Genomic DNA, 15,108 nt, shown 5'->3' with positions numbered 1-15,108 from the left:
TCCGGCTCCTTATCGCAGGTTGATGGTGGTGTTCACACCGTCATTGACGCTGTCGTCATCGAACCAGCGGCTGGTGACGGTCTTGGTCTGAGTGTAGAACTGCACCACTTGCTTGCCATACGGGCCGAGGTCGCCGAGCTTGGAACCACGGGAACCGGTGAAGCTGAAGAACGGCACCGGCACCGGAATCGGGATGTTGATGCCGACCTGGCCGACATCGATTTCGCTCTGGAACTTGCGCGCCGCCGCGCCGCTTTGGGTGAACAGGCCGGTGCCGTTGCCGAACGGGTTGGCGTTGACCAGGGCAATGGCCTGGTCGAGGGTATCGACCTCCAGCACCACCAGCACAGGGCCGAAGATTTCCTGGGTGTAGATCTGCATGTCGGTGGTCACGCCGGAGAACAGGGTCGGGCCGACAAAGTTGCCTTTCTCGTAACCTGGCACCGTGATGTCGCGGCCATCCAGCTCCAGTTTCGCACCTTCCTTGATGCCACTTTCGATCAGATCGAGAATCCGCTGTTTGGCTTTCTTCGAGATGACCGGCCCGACATCGGTGCCCGGCTCGCTGCCGGCATTCACCGTGAGTTTCTGCGCCAGCGCCTTGAGGTCTGGCAGCCATTGCTTGGCCGCGCCGACCAACACCACCACGGAGGTCGCCATGCAGCGCTGACCCGCAGCGCCGAAACCGGCACCCACCAGCGCGTTCAGCGCTTGTTCGCGATTGGCATCCGCCAGCACCACGGCGTGGTTCTTGGCGCCCATCATCGATTGCACACGCTTGCCGTGCTTGCCGGCCAGGTCGTACACGTGAGTACCGACCGCAGTCGAACCGACGAAAGAAACAGCCTTGATGTCTTTGTGGGTGCAGAGTGCGTCCACCACATCCTTGCCGCCATGCACGACGTTCAACACACCGGCCGGAACACCGGCTTCAATCGCCAGTTCCACCAGGAGCATGGTCGACATCGGATCCTGTTCGGACGGCTTGAGCACGAAGGTGTTGCCGCAGGCGATGGCCATCGGGAACATCCACAGCGGAATCATCGCCGGGAAGTTGAACGGGGTAATGCCGGCACACACGCCGATCGGCTGGCGCAGGGTGTAAGTGTCGACGCCTCCAGCGACGTTCTCGGCGAACTCGCCCATTTGCAGGCTGCCGATGGAGCAGGCGTGCTCGACCACTTCCAGGCCACGGAAAATGTCACCTTCAGCGTCGGCAATGGTTTTGCCCTGCTCGGCGCTCAGGACCACGGCGATACGCTTGGAGTGTTCGCGAATCAACGCCTGGAGCTTGAGCATGATGCGCATCCGCGCGCCGATCGGCGTCAGCTTCCAGGTCTGGAAGGCGCGGTGGGCGGCGCTGATGGCGGCGTCGACTTCTTCTGCGGTCGCGAACGGTACTTTTGCCAGCACTTGCTGGGTCGCCGGGTTGACGATGTCGTGCCATTCAGTGCTTTGGGATTCGACCCACTCACCGTCGATCAGCAGTTTGACCTTGTGTACGGTGGTGTCGTTGGGCGTGAGCGATGCGTTCATGTGGGTCTCCGGATGCTTGTTCTTGTTTCAGGAGCCAGGGCGAAAAGGTCGCCCTGCAATGAGGCGTGTGCCGCGAATTGGTTGTCGGGCTGTTTTTGGAGTATAGATGTGCAAACTTCTAATAAGAACGCACATAAAAACCGGTCCAACATGCAAAAAAACATCACCTCATTAGGCTCACTGAACTGGGACGACCTCAAGTTTTTCCTCGAAGTCGCCCGCACCCGCAAGGCCAGCACCGCGGCCAAGCGCCTGGCGGTGGATTACACCACCGTGTCGCGGCGCATCAGTTCCCTGGAAGCGGCACTGGGCACCTTGCTGTTCGAGAAATCCCGGACCAGCGGCTTCGTTCTGACCGCAGAAGGCCAGCGTCTGATGGGTTATGCCGAGTCGATTGAAAGCACCTTGCACATGGCGTGCGAGCAGGTGTCGGGGTCCGGTGTGGCGCTGTCCGGTCATGTGCGCATGGGCTGCACCGAAGGCTTCGGCAGCTTTTTCATCACCCCGCAGCTGAGCCACTTCGTCGACACCTACCCGGCGATCTCGGTGGATATCCTGCCGCTGCCGCACTTCATCAGCCTGTCCAAGCGCGAAGCCGACATCGTCATTGCCCTGGAACGTCCGGAGCATGGTCCATACGTGTGCTGCAAACTCTGCGACTACCGGTTGCAGCTGTACGCGACCCAGGAATACCTCGACAAACACCCGGCGATCCGCCGCCCGGCAGATCTGGCCAAGCATTCGTTCATCAGTTATGTCGACGACCTGGCCTTCAGCTCGGAGCTGCTGTACCTGGCCAACGTATTGCCCGGCGCCAGCGCCAACCTGCGCAGCACCAGCGTGATCGCGCAGTTCATCGCGGCCCAGCAGGGGCGCTCGCTGGCGATTCTGCCGTGCTTCCTGGCGGCTCAGGACCCGCGTTTGCTGCCCGTACTGCCACAGGACGTCAACATCACACGGCAGTTCTGGATGTACTGCCGCGAGGACCTGAGAAAGCTCAAGCGGATCACCCTGTTGTGGGACTACATCCGCGCGGTCACTGAGCAGAACCAGGGCCTGTTGATGGGTGAGAGCCGGGAGATGCTGTTTGCCGACTGACGGAATTTCATGAGGGAAAACATCAGTTTTGCGCGCCACCACACAAATTATCTAGATAGTTAAATTTTCTAAGGCACGTTTTTTCTGACCGGCTAACCTATGACTTGCCCCGCTACGCCCCTCAATTGATTTGTCGAGACTCCCTCATGCAGTGGCGATCACATTCCTTGGCGGTCCGCCTTATGGCAGGCATTGTTGCCATCATTTTGTTTGTCTATGCGCTGGCAGGGCTGGCGCTCTACCAGAGCAAACAACAGCATGAGCTTCAAGCGGTCATCACAACGGAGAATCTGGCGCGATCCCTGGCGATCAACGTCTCCGGCATCCTTGATAAAGTTGATATCGGCCTGCTTGCTGTCGCCAGCGAAGTAGAACAGCAAATGGCTGCGGGAGGGGTTAATGGTGCGTTGCTGGACGGGTATCTGACACAGCAACAGGCGCAGATTCGCGATTGCGAAGGACTGTGGGTGTCGGATGAGAAAGGTGATATCCCCTGGGGCACAGTAATGACCCCCGGCAAAATAACGAACATAACCGATAGAGAGTATTTCCAGCGCCTGCAAGAGAACTCGCAGCTCGGAATGGTCGTATCCAAGCCGGTGATCGGACGCAGCACAAAAGCCTGGTCGGTCCTCCTGTCCAGACGCATCAACCACCCTGATGGCTCCTTTGCAGGTGTAGCGCTGGGCTCGTTGCGCATGATGGAGTATTTCACCGCCATGTTTTCCTCTTTTGATGTTGGAAAACAAGGGATCATTGCTCTTCGCGATGATCAGATGGCGCTCATAGTCCGGCATCCAAAAGCAGAGAATGAAAGCGGGGCCGTTGGCGCCAGGCTGGTTTCAGCCAAAGCCACAGAAATGCTTCGAGCGTTCCCAAATTCAGGGAGCTACACCGCCGTTGCTCCAGTGGACGGCATCGAGCGAATCTACAGCTATCGAAAAATTGCCAATTACCCTCTCTATATCTTCGTCGCAAAAAGCACCCACGACTTTCTTGCTCCCTGGCGAAAGGAAGTTTTCAGAACACTTTTACTGGTGGTCATTTTTACCTTGGCGATTCTTGTTTACACGCGCACCAGCTACAGGCGTGAGACTGAATCGCGCAAGGCGAAAAAAATGGAGCTCTTTCGTACCGTGTTCCGCACCAGCCCGGACAGCCAGGTCATCACCCGTCTTGAGGATGGGCGACTTCTTGAGGTCAATGACGGATTTACGCCCGTATTTGGCTGGACACGGGAAGATACTGTTGGCAAAACGGTTATTGATATCGACATCTGGCGCTATCCGGAAGAGCGTCGTACATCGGTTCGTATCTTGCAGCAAAACGGATACTTCATTGATCGTGAAGCTGAGTTTGTAAGCAAGGACGGCCGAACGTGGCCCGGTCTGGTTTCGGCGCACGTGATTACCCTGGATGACACTTTGTGCATTCAGGCGATCGTCCGGGACATTAGCGACCGAAAGGCTGACGAGCAGCAGATCCAGAGACTGTCGTTCTCAGACCAGCTCACGGGGTTGCCCAATCGCAGACTTTTTACGAATCGGCTGGAGCAGGCACTGATTTCGAGTGCTCGCCATCAATGGGTGGGGGCATTGATGTTTGTCGACCTCGATGACTTCAAATCCATCAACGAAACCCTGGGGCACGGCCGAGGTGACCTGTTTCTGAGTGAAATCGCTCAGCGATTGAGGCGGTGTGTGCAGGAGGGTGACACCGTCGCTCGCTTGGGAGGCGACAAATTCGCTCTCATTCTGGAAAGCCTGAGCACCAATCCCCAAGAGGCAGCGAGCCATGCTGAAACCGTTGGCGAAAAAACCCTGCGCGAACTCGCGCAGCCTTATGAACTGTATTCGTCCACCCTGCATCGAACCTGCAGCATAGGCATTACCCTGTTTGGCGAGCAGACTGAGGATGCAAGCGAGCCCTTGAAACGCGCCGAGTTGGCCATGTACCAGGCCAAAGCCTGCGGACGCAACGTCATACGCTTTTTCGACCCCCAGATGCAGGCGGACGTCAGCGCTCGAATCGCAATGGAGGAAGGTTTACGCGAGGCCATCAAGCAACGCCGAATCGTTTTGCACTATCAGCCGCAGGTCACGGAAGAAGGTCGCGTTACAGGCGTGGAAGCGTTAGTGCGCTGGAAAGACCCGCGCGGTGGCCTGATCTTTCCCGCAGAGTTCATTCAACTGGCAGAGGCGTCTGGCTTGATTTTTCCGCTAGGACAGCAGGTATTGGAAATGGCCTGTCACCAGTTGGCCGTATGGGCGAATCGAACCGGGTTCTCGCACCTGAGCATCGCCGTCAACGTCAGTACCCGGCAGTTCAATCAGGATGGCTTTGTCGAAGAAATACGGTCTGTACTCAAGCGCTACAGTGCCAATCCTCATCGCCTCAAACTGGAAATTACTGAAAGCATGCTGGCCTCCAACGTGGAGGATGTGATTGCCAAGATGAATGCGTTGAAAACCATCGGCGTTGGCTTTTCGCTGGACGACTTTGGCACCGGTTATTCCTCCCTGTCGTATTTGAAGCGACTACCGCTGGACCAGCTCAAGATCGATCAGGGATTTGTTCGCGATATCCTGGTGGACCCCAACGATGCGGCAATCGCCAAAACGGTGGTCGCATTGGCAAACAGCATGAACTTGTCGGTCATCGCTGAGGGTGTTGAAACGCAAGCGCAGCGTGACATGCTGGCGGCTTTGGGTTGCCGTAACTATCAGGGGTATTTTTTTGGTCGCCCCATGGGCATAGATGCATTAGAGGATTACATCGAAGGTGGGGTTGGCCTTGCCCTCCTGGACCATTCTGGAAATCGGAGCCTGTGAGGCTCCCATAGTCCTTCATCAAGTCTGGAGCGGCTACACAGGCCGCTCTCTATCGCTCGCAATCCACCCTTTGGAGTCAATGGCGACCGGGAGATGCTGTTCGCCGATCAGTCGGCGCCCAGCTCCAGCATCAACCCGCTCAAGCGCTTGACCTTGCGCCTCACCGCCTCTTCGAACACCCCTGTGCGCGGTTCGATCAAGGTGAACCAGTTCTTGGCCCGGGTGATTCCGGTGTAGATCAGCTCCTTGGTCAGCACCGGGTTCAGGGCATCGGGGAGGATCAATGCGGTGTGGGCAAATTCCGAGCCCTGGGATTTGTGCACGGTCATGGCGTACACGGTTTCGACATCATTGAGCCGGCTCGGCAGGACAAAGCGCACCCCGCCCTGGCCGTCATTGCGCGGGAAGGCAACTCGCAGGACCAGCTTGCCGGCCTCGGGGCCCTCACGCTCCGGAAGTTTGAGGGCGATTCCGATATCCCCGTTCATCAACCCCAGGCCGTAGTCGTTGCGGGTCATCAGAACCGGGCGGCCTTCGTACCATTGCTGGTCACTGTCGATCAATCGCGCCTTGAGCAATGCGCCGGTGACTCGCTGGTTCAGCCCCTCGACGCCCCAGGGTCCCTTGCGCACGGCACAGAGCAACTGGAAGCTGTCAAAGGCTTGCAATACGTCCCGGGCCCAGTCGGTCCAGCGCGCGTCTTCCAGCGGGCTGTCGAGCGCCGGGCGCTGATTGCGCAGCAGGCTCAGATAGTGCCGATAACCTTGCGGCCCTTCACCATGGCCTTCGAGCAACAGGCGCTCCAGCGCCCGATCCTGTTCGCCCTTGAGGGATAACGAATACACGTCGTCGTGGCTGCGCGCAGCGAGCAACTTGCGGGCTTCTTCGGGCTGCTGCTGGTTGACCCAGCGGGCCAGTTGGCCGATACCGCTGCCCTCGCCGAATCGCCGCGAATGACGCAACATGACCACCTGCTGGGCCAATGGATGAGTGCCTTGGTTGTCCTCCTGCAAACCACTGGCTTGCAGGCTTTCACCGCTGACAGCCTCCAGCCACTGACGAGTCTGCGGGCTGTACCAACCGGCCTCGGCGTCGCGACACAGATCTCCCAGCACCGCACCCGCCTCCACCGATGCCAGTTGATCCTTGTCACCCAGCAGCACCAGGCGCGCATGGGCCGGCAAGGCATCGAGCAGGTTGGCCATCATTTCCAGGTCGATCATCGAGGCCTCGTCCACCACCAGTACATCCAGTGGCAAACGATTGCCCGCGTGATGGCGGAAGTGTCGAGTACCCGGTCGACTGCCGAGCAGGCGGTGGACCGTGGTGACGTCCGACGGGATTTTTTCGCGTATTTCTTCGGTGACTTTCAAGCTCTGGACTTGCTGACTGATGGACTCCGTCAGCCGCGCCGCCGCTTTGCCGGTGGGCGCGGCGAGGCGAATGCGCAAGGGCTTGCCGGCCTCCACCGCCGGCGCCTGAAGCAGTGCCAGCAAGCGCACCACTGTCGTGGTCTTGCCGGTTCCCGGGCCGCCGGTGACGATGCTGAAGGCGCTGCGGGTGGCGAGGGCGCAGGCGAGTTTCTGCCAATCGATTACCTCACCTGGCCGGGCCGGGCCGAACAGGCCCGCAAGGCGTTGGGGCAAGTCGTTCGGCGTCTCTTCGTGCCCGCTCAGGCGTTCGCGCAGCGAGACATCGATCCGTCGCTCATACGCCCAATAGCGCCGCAGGTACAAACGTTTTCCCGACAACACCAATGGCCGTTGCTGCACGGCGTCCCGACTGTCTGCCGCCAAAGCGACCAGGTCACTGGCCGCCAGGACTTTGCACCAATGGGCGCCGTCCAGGGTCTCGAGCAATTGCGAAGGCAACAGCATCGCACCGCCTTGCAGGTCGCCCTCCGGTGGCAGCGACAGGGCGAAGTCCGGCTCTTTGAGCGTCTCGAACAGGTCCAGGCAGACATGCCCATGACCCAACTGGTGACTGGTCAGCGCAGCGGCCAGCAGCACCAGCGGATCATCCTCCGGCGCCAGTTCATGCAGGAAGGCCACGAAGGCTTTGTCCAGTGCACGCAACCAACCGCGCTCGACCCAACGGGTGAGCAACAGCAGCAGGTCGTCGGCGCGGCTCAACGGCGCGAGGTCGGCCAGGCTTTCGTCTGCCAGCGACGTCGGCAGCAAATCGGCGAATGAACGACTCATAGCAGTACTCCCTGTTCCCAGGCAGGTTCCGCCTTGGGTTGCGGCTTGCCCTGGAACAGCCGGTCCAGGTGCTCGATCAGTTCTCTTGGCGGGCGGGCAAAATACACGCCCTGGCCCGGTGCGCGCGTACCCCGCAGGAACAGGTACAACGCACCGCCGACATGCCTGTCGTAGTCGTAATCGGCCAGACGCGCCTTGAGCTGGCGATGCAGGGCCAACAGGTACAACACGTATTGCAGGTCATATCGGTTGTCGAGAATCGACTGTTCCATGGCCTGTGCGGTATAGGCGGCATCATCGACACCGAGCCAGTTGGATTTGTAGTCAGCCACGTAATAGCGGCCGTCGTGCTCGAACGTCAGGTCGATAAAACCCTTGAACATGCCGTTGAGCAACACCGGTTCAGCGGCCACCCGGGCGACGCCACCATGGGTGTATTGGCACACCAGCGCGTCGAGCTTGAGCACATCGACCTTGTGGCTGGCGAACCAGAATTCCATCTCCACCTGGTACTGGCTCAATTGCGCCAGCGTCACGGGCGGCTGACCGCTACCGACATGCAACGGCGACTTGAGCAGATGCTGCAGCCACTCGCTCAGCGTGCTGATCCAGCCCTCCCAGCCACGACGGTTACAACGCCGGGCGATAGCGTCTTCCACCTCTTGCGGCGTGGCGTTGAACCCCTCGCCCCCGGCCCACTCGAGCAAGCCATGGAGAAAGGTCCCGGGGTTTGGGCCACGAGGGAATCGATGGATATCCGCACCGCCGGCGAGTACTTCGTTGGGCGCCTGCGGGTCGAGGCGTTCATCATCGAACAGCTTCTGCGCCCGGGGGCTCTCGGGCGCTTCGTCACTGCCGACGCCAAGGGTGTCGCCGATGCGCAAAGCGCTGTACGAGGCAATCCACCAGTTTTCGCTGGCCTTGCGTTTTGGCACCCGCACAGCCAGCAATGCAGCAGCGTTTTGCGGTGGCTGGTACTGCGCGCCCGTCGCTTCGGGCATCTCGCTGCAAGCCACTGCCGGACAGTCTTGTTGCAGGTCTTGCAGCCAGCGCCGCAGGCCTGTGGATTCGGCCAATGGTGCGCCGCCACCGAGCAGATAACCCAGTGCCGAGAGGTGCAGCACCGAGCCATTGTTATTGCCACGCTTGAGGTCGGTCACGCCTAACCAACAGGCATGTTGCGCCCGGGTCAGGGCGACATACAGCAGGCGCAGATCTTCGGCCAGTCGCTCTTCATCGGCCAGGGCAATCAACTCCGCCGTCGGCTTCAACGTCACCTGGGCCTTGCCGTCGGCATTGTGGTAATGCAACGGCAGCCGGCTGCCGTCCACCGGTTTCGCCGAGCAAATGAACGGCAGGAATACCAGGGGGTACTCAAGCCCTTTGGACTTGTGGATGGTCACGACCTTGACCAGTTGTTCGTCGCTTTCCAGACGCAGGATCTGTTCTTCGCCTGCCTGCCCGGACAGTGCCAGATGTTCGGACAGATGGCGGATCAGGGCCTGCTCGCCATCCAGCTCGGCGGCGGCCTGCTGCAGCAGTTCGGACAGGTGCAGCAGGTTCGTCAGCACCCGCTCGCCGTCATGGCGGGCGATCAGCGCCTGAGGCAGACAGAAGTCATGCAGCAAGCGGCGCAGCATCGGCAACACGCCCTGTTTGCGCCACAGCTCGCGATAGCCGCGGAACTGCATGACCCGCGACTCCCAGGCCAGTTCGTCCTGGTTCAACTGTTCCAGTTCGGACAACGACAGGTTCAAGGTGACGCTGGCCAGCGCAGCCCGCAGTGGCCGCTCCACGTCCGGCTCGGCGCAGGCCTTGAGCCAGGTCAGCAGGTCGTGAGCCTCCTGGGCGGCGAACACCGAATCCTTGTCCGAAAGGTAGACGCTGCGCACACCTCGGGTGGAGAGTTCGGCACGCACGGCCTGGGCTTCCTTGCCGTCGCGCACCAGGATCGCGATATCCGCCGGGCGCAGGCCCCGAAAAACCTTGCCGTCCTGGGCGAAGCCCACTTGCCCCTGCTGACCGCCGTTAAGCAATGCGGTGATTTCACTGGCGCAGGCAGCAGCCAGTTGTTGTCGGTACACCGCACCAGATAGCGGCTGCTCGGACGACAGGTGCCAGACGTTCAGGGCCGGTACTGCTTGATCGTTTATTTGCAGGACTTCTTTGCGGCCCTGGGATTGAACCGGGGTGAACGGGACCGGGTTCTCGCCATCGCGCTCGCGAAACAGGAAAGCCCCGCGTCCCAGATCACGAACTTCAGCACGCTCGAACACATGGTTCACCGCCTTGACCATGCCATGACTGGAACGGAAGTTGGTGCCCAGGGTGTGCAGGCGGCCGGTGGTCGCCTGGCGGGCGCGCAGATAGGTATGGATGTCGGCGCCACGGAAGGCGTAGATCGCCTGTTTCGGGTCGCCGATCAGGAACAGCCCGCATTCCGGGCTGTTGTCCTCAATCCGGTAGATGCTCTCGAAGATCCGGTACTGCACCGGGTCGGTGTCCTGGAACTCATCGATCAGCGCAACCGGAAACTGTTCGCGAATCAGAGTTGCCAGGCGCTCACCGCCGTCGGACTGCAAGGCTGCGTCCAGGCGCAGCAACATGTCGTCAAAGCCCATTTCCGCGCGGCGGCGTTTCTCCTCCTCGAATCGACCACTGACCCATCGGGCGGCATGCTGCAGTACGGCGGCGTCGGGGGTCGGCAGTCCATCGAGACAGGCCTTGAGTGCAGCCATCGCATCCAGACCCGGATGGCGAGGGGCTTCGCCTTTCCAGGCTTCGGCCATGCCGTCGGGCGTCAGGCGCGAGAAGCCGGTACCGATGTCCAGTTGTTCAAGGGCTTCGTCTTCGGCCCAGGCTTTGAGCTTTTCGAACCAGGGTTCGAAATAACGTGCCTGCATCTTGCGGCCGTCGACGCTCTTGCTGGCGACGCCCTGATGACAAATGGCAAGCAACTCGTCAGCCCACTGCCGCCAGGGCATTTTCAGTTCAATCAACGCGGCGCGGCGCTCCTGCAGACACTCGGTGATCAGCTCCGCAGGTTCTTTTCCCTGGAGGGTGTCACGCTCGCTGGCAAACAGCGCGCGGATCCGTGGCAGCAATGCCGCAGGACCTCCCCAGTTGTTGCGCACCCAGCTCAAGGCATCGCCCTGCATCGGGTAGCAGAACAGTCGCCAGTAATCGCGCAGGACTTCGCCGAGCAGATCGCTGTGGTCGGTTTCCAGGGTCTGGGTAAACAGGCTGCCACTGTCGAATGCGTGTTCGCGCAACATACGCTGGCACCAACCGTGGATGGTTGATACAGCAGCTTCGTCCATCCATTGGGCCGCGATGTCCAGCCGATTGGCGCACCCGGCCCACTGCTCGGGAAGGTACTGCTCGCGCAACTCGGTGATCAGGCTGTCAGGTGCCGGTGTCTCCTCGCGAAAGAATCGCGCAGCCTCAGCCAGCCGCGTACGAATACGCTCGCGCAACTCCTTGGTGGCGGCGTCGGTGAACGTCACGACGAGGATTTGCGGTGGCAACAACTCGCGGCCGAAACCCGTGGGCTCGCCGCCATGGCCAAGGACCAGGCGCAGATACAAGGCGGAAATGGTGAAGGTCTTGCCAGTACCGGCACTGGCCTCGATCAGTTGGCTGCCACGCAGCGGGAATGCCAGCGCCAGAGGTGTCTTCGTAGTCATCAGCGCGGCTCCTCGCCGGTCAATGAACGCCATGGGGCTTCAAGCAGCGGGCGGTACAGCGCATCACACCAGCCGGAGAACGTCTCATCGGCGGTCAAGGCAGCGTAATCGGTGAACTGACGCAGCAGTGCCGGACTTTCGCGACGCTCTCCGTCAGTCGTCAGCCCGTCGCCTTCATAGGCCTTGCGCGCAGCGGCCTCGGCTTTGAGCGGATCGGTCTGACCGAGCCAGGCGAAGGCTGTCTTGACGGCGATCGGCAGCGGCTGGCGCATCCCCGATTGCCAGGCCAGCAGCAGGTCACCGAGAATCCGCCGCGCCGAACTCTCTTCGAGCGGGCCGAGCAGCAGGCTGTCATCACTGGCCACCAAGGCCGTGGTCATCGCCATGCCGCTGGCGCAAGCCGCCAGATGATTGACCCATGGCCGGGTGAGGCGATGCCATTTGCGCGACTTGATCGAACCGATACTGTTGGGGATGGTAGTAATGGACAGCAAACCACCATCATCGCGTTGATGCAGACCGCTGAGCCAGCCCTCAAGGCGTAAGCCTTGCAGCTCGAGACTGACCGGCAAGGCACTGGTGAGCGCTGTTGGCCATAGGGTCAGCAGCTGTTCATAGCGCTGCAGCAGGTCGGGTAATGGTTCGATCAATTCCTGTTGCAGACACTCGCCAAACCCGGCCATGGGCAGCAGTCCGCTATTTTGCAGACGCTTGGCCTGCGCCTTCAGTGCCTGATCGGTTTGCTGCATATTGCCCAGGGCTGCGTCGAGCAAACTGGCGCTGAGGCCATAGCGCTGCAAGGCGTCGAGGACAAATGGCTCTTCGTCGGCCAAAGGCACTTCAGCCGCTTCGAAAAACACCTTCAGGCGCTGGCTGAAAAAATGCCGCACCGGATTGCGCAGGAAATCCTGAAGCTGACCAAGGCTGAGCGGCTCATCCTGAACATGGGGCTCAAGCACTTCGATCTGCACCGGTTGCTGCGTAGCCTGATGCAGGACTTGCCACTCGCTGGCGTAGCTGAACAGCTCATCTCCCTCATGAAAGTATCGGGCGCTGAAGGGTTGCAGCGGATGCTCCTGGGTCATCGCCTCAAGCAAGTCTTCTTCGCTATCAGGCATTCGCCAGCCGCTGGCCAGGTGGTCACGCAACTGGCCGATCAGTACCGATGCGGGACGCTCGCTGTTATCACGGATGCTGCGACCAACCCAACTGATATAGAGCTGATCACGCGCCGACAATACCGCCTCCAACAGCAGGTAACGGTCGTCTTCACGGCGGGAGCGATCGCCGGGGCGGTAATCACTGCCCATCAGGTCGAAGTCCAGCGGTGGTTGCGCGCGCGGATAATCGCCGTCGTTCATGCCCAGCAGGCAAACCAGTTTGAACGGGATGGCGCGCATGGGCATCAAGGTGCAGAAGTTGACTGCACCGGCGAGAAAGCGCTGGGACAAGCGGCCCTGGTCAAGACCGGCAAGCCAGGCTTCACGCACGACGGTCAATGGCAACGGGTCGTGCAAGCCGACTGATTCACAGGTGTCGAGCCAGGTTTCGCGCAACTCTTCAAGTTGGGCCAGCAAGTAGTCGTCGTGCTCACTGCTGGCCTGGAAGAACAGTTGCATCAATGCCTGCAAGCGCATGCCCCATTGCTTGGGCGGTGCCGGCTGGGAGAGTTCCTGGTGAGCGACTTCCAGCGCATCCAGCAGGGCCACCAAGGGGCCGATCAGTGCTGCATCCAGACCACCGATTTCATCGTAGGGTTCGATTCCTTCGCAGGCTTCGCCGCTGCCGACGGCATAGCCGAGCAACATCCGGCGCAGGCCGAAACGCCAGCTGTTCTGCTCCAGCTCGTGGGGCAGCCCCAGTCCGGCTCGCTGCTCGGCATTCATGCCCCAACGAATGCCCGCGCCTTCGATCCAGCGGTGCAGTGTCGCCAGGTCGCGCTCCTCGACGCCGAAACGCGACCGTAATGCTGGCACGTCGAGCAAATCGAGAATCTCGCTGACCGGGAATCGGCTGTCCGGCAACTTGAGCAGGTGCTCGACCGCAATCAGCAATGGATCGCGACCTCGCTGGCCCTGGTCTGCCAGGGTAAACGGAATGAAACGCGGGTCATGGCGGTCGAGCTGGCCAAACACCGCACGTATATGCGGTGCATAGCTGTCGATGTCCGGGACCATCACGATCACATCCCGAGGACGCAAGTGTGGATCGGCACTGAAGCGCGCGAGCAGTTGGTCGTGGAGAATCTCGACTTCGCGCTGAGGGCTATGGGCAATGTGAAAACGGATCGACGGGTCCTGCTGCAGATCGACGGCCGGCCAGCGCTCCCGGGTCTCGTTGAGCGGCCGCAACTCGAGGATGTCATCCTGCAACTGGTTGAGCACGCTCAGTGGCTGGCTGTCGCTGAACAGATCGATGCGCCCGTCACGAAATGCCGAGCGATAGCTGTTGGGATCGTCATAGCTGTCGAGCAGACTGATGTAATCGCGCCCCTGCTTGCCCCATGCTGCCAGCAACGGATGGGCATGCTGATGAAGGGTCTGCGGATCGATCACCACCGGCATACCGCTCTTGCGTGCCTGGCGCTTGTATTGATGCCGCAACAGGTCTTTATCGGCGACGATGTCCGCCCAATGGTGACGACATGGGTTATGCACGCACAGCAGGACCTGGCTGAATCGTGCCAGTCCGGCGAGGGCTTCCAGGGCTTGGGCCGGCAGGGAGGAAATGCCGAAAACGATCACTCGTGAGGGCAATCCATGGGGTGCCACGTCGAGGCTGTTGATCCGTTCGACAAACCGTTGGTGGACGCCGGCGCGGCTCTGCGCCATGCCTTCTGCCCCCACATCCAGCAGCAGGGCGCGCCACAACTCTGCCTGCCAGCAGTTGGCCGGAGTAAGGGCTTTGGCTTCGCCGCGACCGTTGCGCAATTGATGACGACCTTCTGCCCAGTCTTCGAGCCAGTCCGCCCGGTACACCTGATATTGGTCGAACAGGTCCGCGAGACGCTCGGCCAACTGATAGCGTTTGCGCAGGTCGGCATCGTGGGTCAGGAAGCGCTGCAGGGGCTCGAAGTGTGGCTGGTTAATAAGTTGTGGCAGCAGGCGCATCAAGCGCCAGGTCAGCGGAGCCTTATCGAGCAGGGATTTGGCCGGGATTTCGTCACGCCCAAGGACCATGCGATAGAGCTGCCACATGAAACTGCCGGGGAGTTGAACATCAATGGCCGCAGCGATTCCGCAGCCACCCATGTCGTCCTCTTCGGCATCTTCCGCCAAGGCCAGTTTCAGCCATTGGGCAATGCCGTTGCTCTGCACCAGGGCGATTTCGTTTTCCAGGGGAGCCAGCGGGTAGCGGCGCATCCAGCTGACCACCAGGCTGCGCAATTCGTCCAGGCGGTTGCCGTGGACCACCATGAATCCAGCACTGAGGGGTGTCGCATCCGGCATAAAGGCTTCCTGGAAAATGCAAAATCGATGGACGACTTTAGCATTGAAGGCGCCTTGCTTCATGTGTATGTAGGAGCGAGCATGCTCGCGAAGAACGTCAACGATTACGCGGGCTGTCTGGGTCCCCGTGGTGTCCTGGCGTTCTTCGCGAGCATGCTCGCTCCTACAGGAAATCAGGGGACCGCGTTCAAGGTTTTTAAAGCACAAAAACAAAACCCCTACCTGCATACGCAGATAGGGGTTTCGGAATTTAATCTTGACGATGACCTACTCTCACATGGGGAAACCCCACACTACCATCGGCGAT

General features: G+C 60.4%; 6 protein-coding genes and 1 pseudogene. 3 read left to right on the top strand and 4 right to left on the bottom strand.

Annotation, left to right across the window (positions count from 1 at the left end; genetic code table 11):
- Positions 1-9: 9 nt before the first annotated feature.
- Positions 10-1,536 (bottom strand): CoA-acylating methylmalonate-semialdehyde dehydrogenase, encoded by a 1,527-nt coding sequence (locus AC07OG_RS11410; RefSeq protein WP_060541951.1) that lies wholly within the window; start codon positions 1,534-1,536, stop codon positions 10-12.
- A gap of 150 nt (positions 1,537-1,686) precedes the next feature.
- On the opposite strand from AC07OG_RS11410, the gene AC07OG_RS11405 reads away from it, so the two are divergent.
- Positions 1,687-2,634, top strand: a complete 948-nt coding sequence (locus AC07OG_RS11405; protein WP_060541950.1) for a LysR family transcriptional regulator — start codon at positions 1,687-1,689, stop codon at positions 2,632-2,634.
- 182 nt (positions 2,635-2,816) lie between these two features.
- Entirely contained in the window at positions 2,817-5,465 is a 2,649-nt protein-coding gene (locus AC07OG_RS11400) for a bifunctional diguanylate cyclase/phosphodiesterase (RefSeq protein WP_495067075.1), read from the top strand.
- 107 nt (positions 5,466-5,572) lie between these two features.
- Here AC07OG_RS11400 and recD read toward each other — a convergent pair whose 3' ends face one another.
- From recD to recC, 3 genes are read right to left on the bottom strand one after another with little or no spacing between them, the layout of a single operon-like run.
- Positions 5,573-7,666, bottom strand: coding sequence for an exodeoxyribonuclease V subunit alpha (gene recD / locus AC07OG_RS11395; protein WP_495067074.1), 2,094 nt, complete (start codon positions 7,664-7,666; stop codon positions 5,573-5,575).
- The gene (gene recB / locus AC07OG_RS11390) at positions 7,663-11,352 is read right to left on the bottom strand and encodes an exodeoxyribonuclease V subunit beta (protein WP_495067073.1); all 3,690 of its coding nucleotides are present in this window, start codon (positions 11,350-11,352) and stop codon (positions 7,663-7,665) included. The genes recD and recB overlap by 4 nt, the downstream gene beginning before the upstream one ends.
- Entirely contained in the window at positions 11,352-14,801 is a 3,450-nt protein-coding gene (gene recC / locus AC07OG_RS11385; RefSeq protein ID WP_495067072.1) for an exodeoxyribonuclease V subunit gamma, read from the bottom strand. The genes recB and recC overlap by 1 nt, the downstream gene beginning before the upstream one ends.
- Positions 14,802-14,882: 81 nt before the next feature.
- On the opposite strand from recC, the pseudogene AC07OG_RS11380 reads away from it, so the two are divergent.
- Positions 14,883-15,108 (top strand): annotated as a pseudogene (locus tag AC07OG_RS11380) (hypothetical protein); the annotation flags it as partial.

The sequence above is a fragment of the Pseudomonas sp. GW821-FHT09H03 genome (assembly GCF_059415945.1).
This window is presented reverse-complemented; position numbering and strand designations above follow the sequence as displayed.

Coding starts and splice junctions, on each gene's coding strand:
- AC07OG_RS11410 (WP_060541951.1), bottom strand. CDS start 1,536: ATGAACGCATCGCTCACGCCCAACGACACCACCGTACACAAGGTCAAA.
- AC07OG_RS11405 (WP_060541950.1), top strand. CDS start 1,687: ATGCAAAAAAACATCACCTCATTAGGCTCACTGAACTGGGACGACCTC.
- AC07OG_RS11400 (WP_495067075.1), top strand. CDS start 2,817: ATGGCAGGCATTGTTGCCATCATTTTGTTTGTCTATGCGCTGGCAGGG.
- recD (WP_495067074.1), bottom strand. CDS start 7,666: ATGAGTCGTTCATTCGCCGATTTGCTGCCGACGTCGCTGGCAGACGAA.
- recB (WP_495067073.1), bottom strand. CDS start 11,352: ATGACTACGAAGACACCTCTGGCGCTGGCATTCCCGCTGCGTGGCAGC.
- recC (WP_495067072.1), bottom strand. CDS start 14,801: ATGCCGGATGCGACACCCCTCAGTGCTGGATTCATGGTGGTCCACGGC.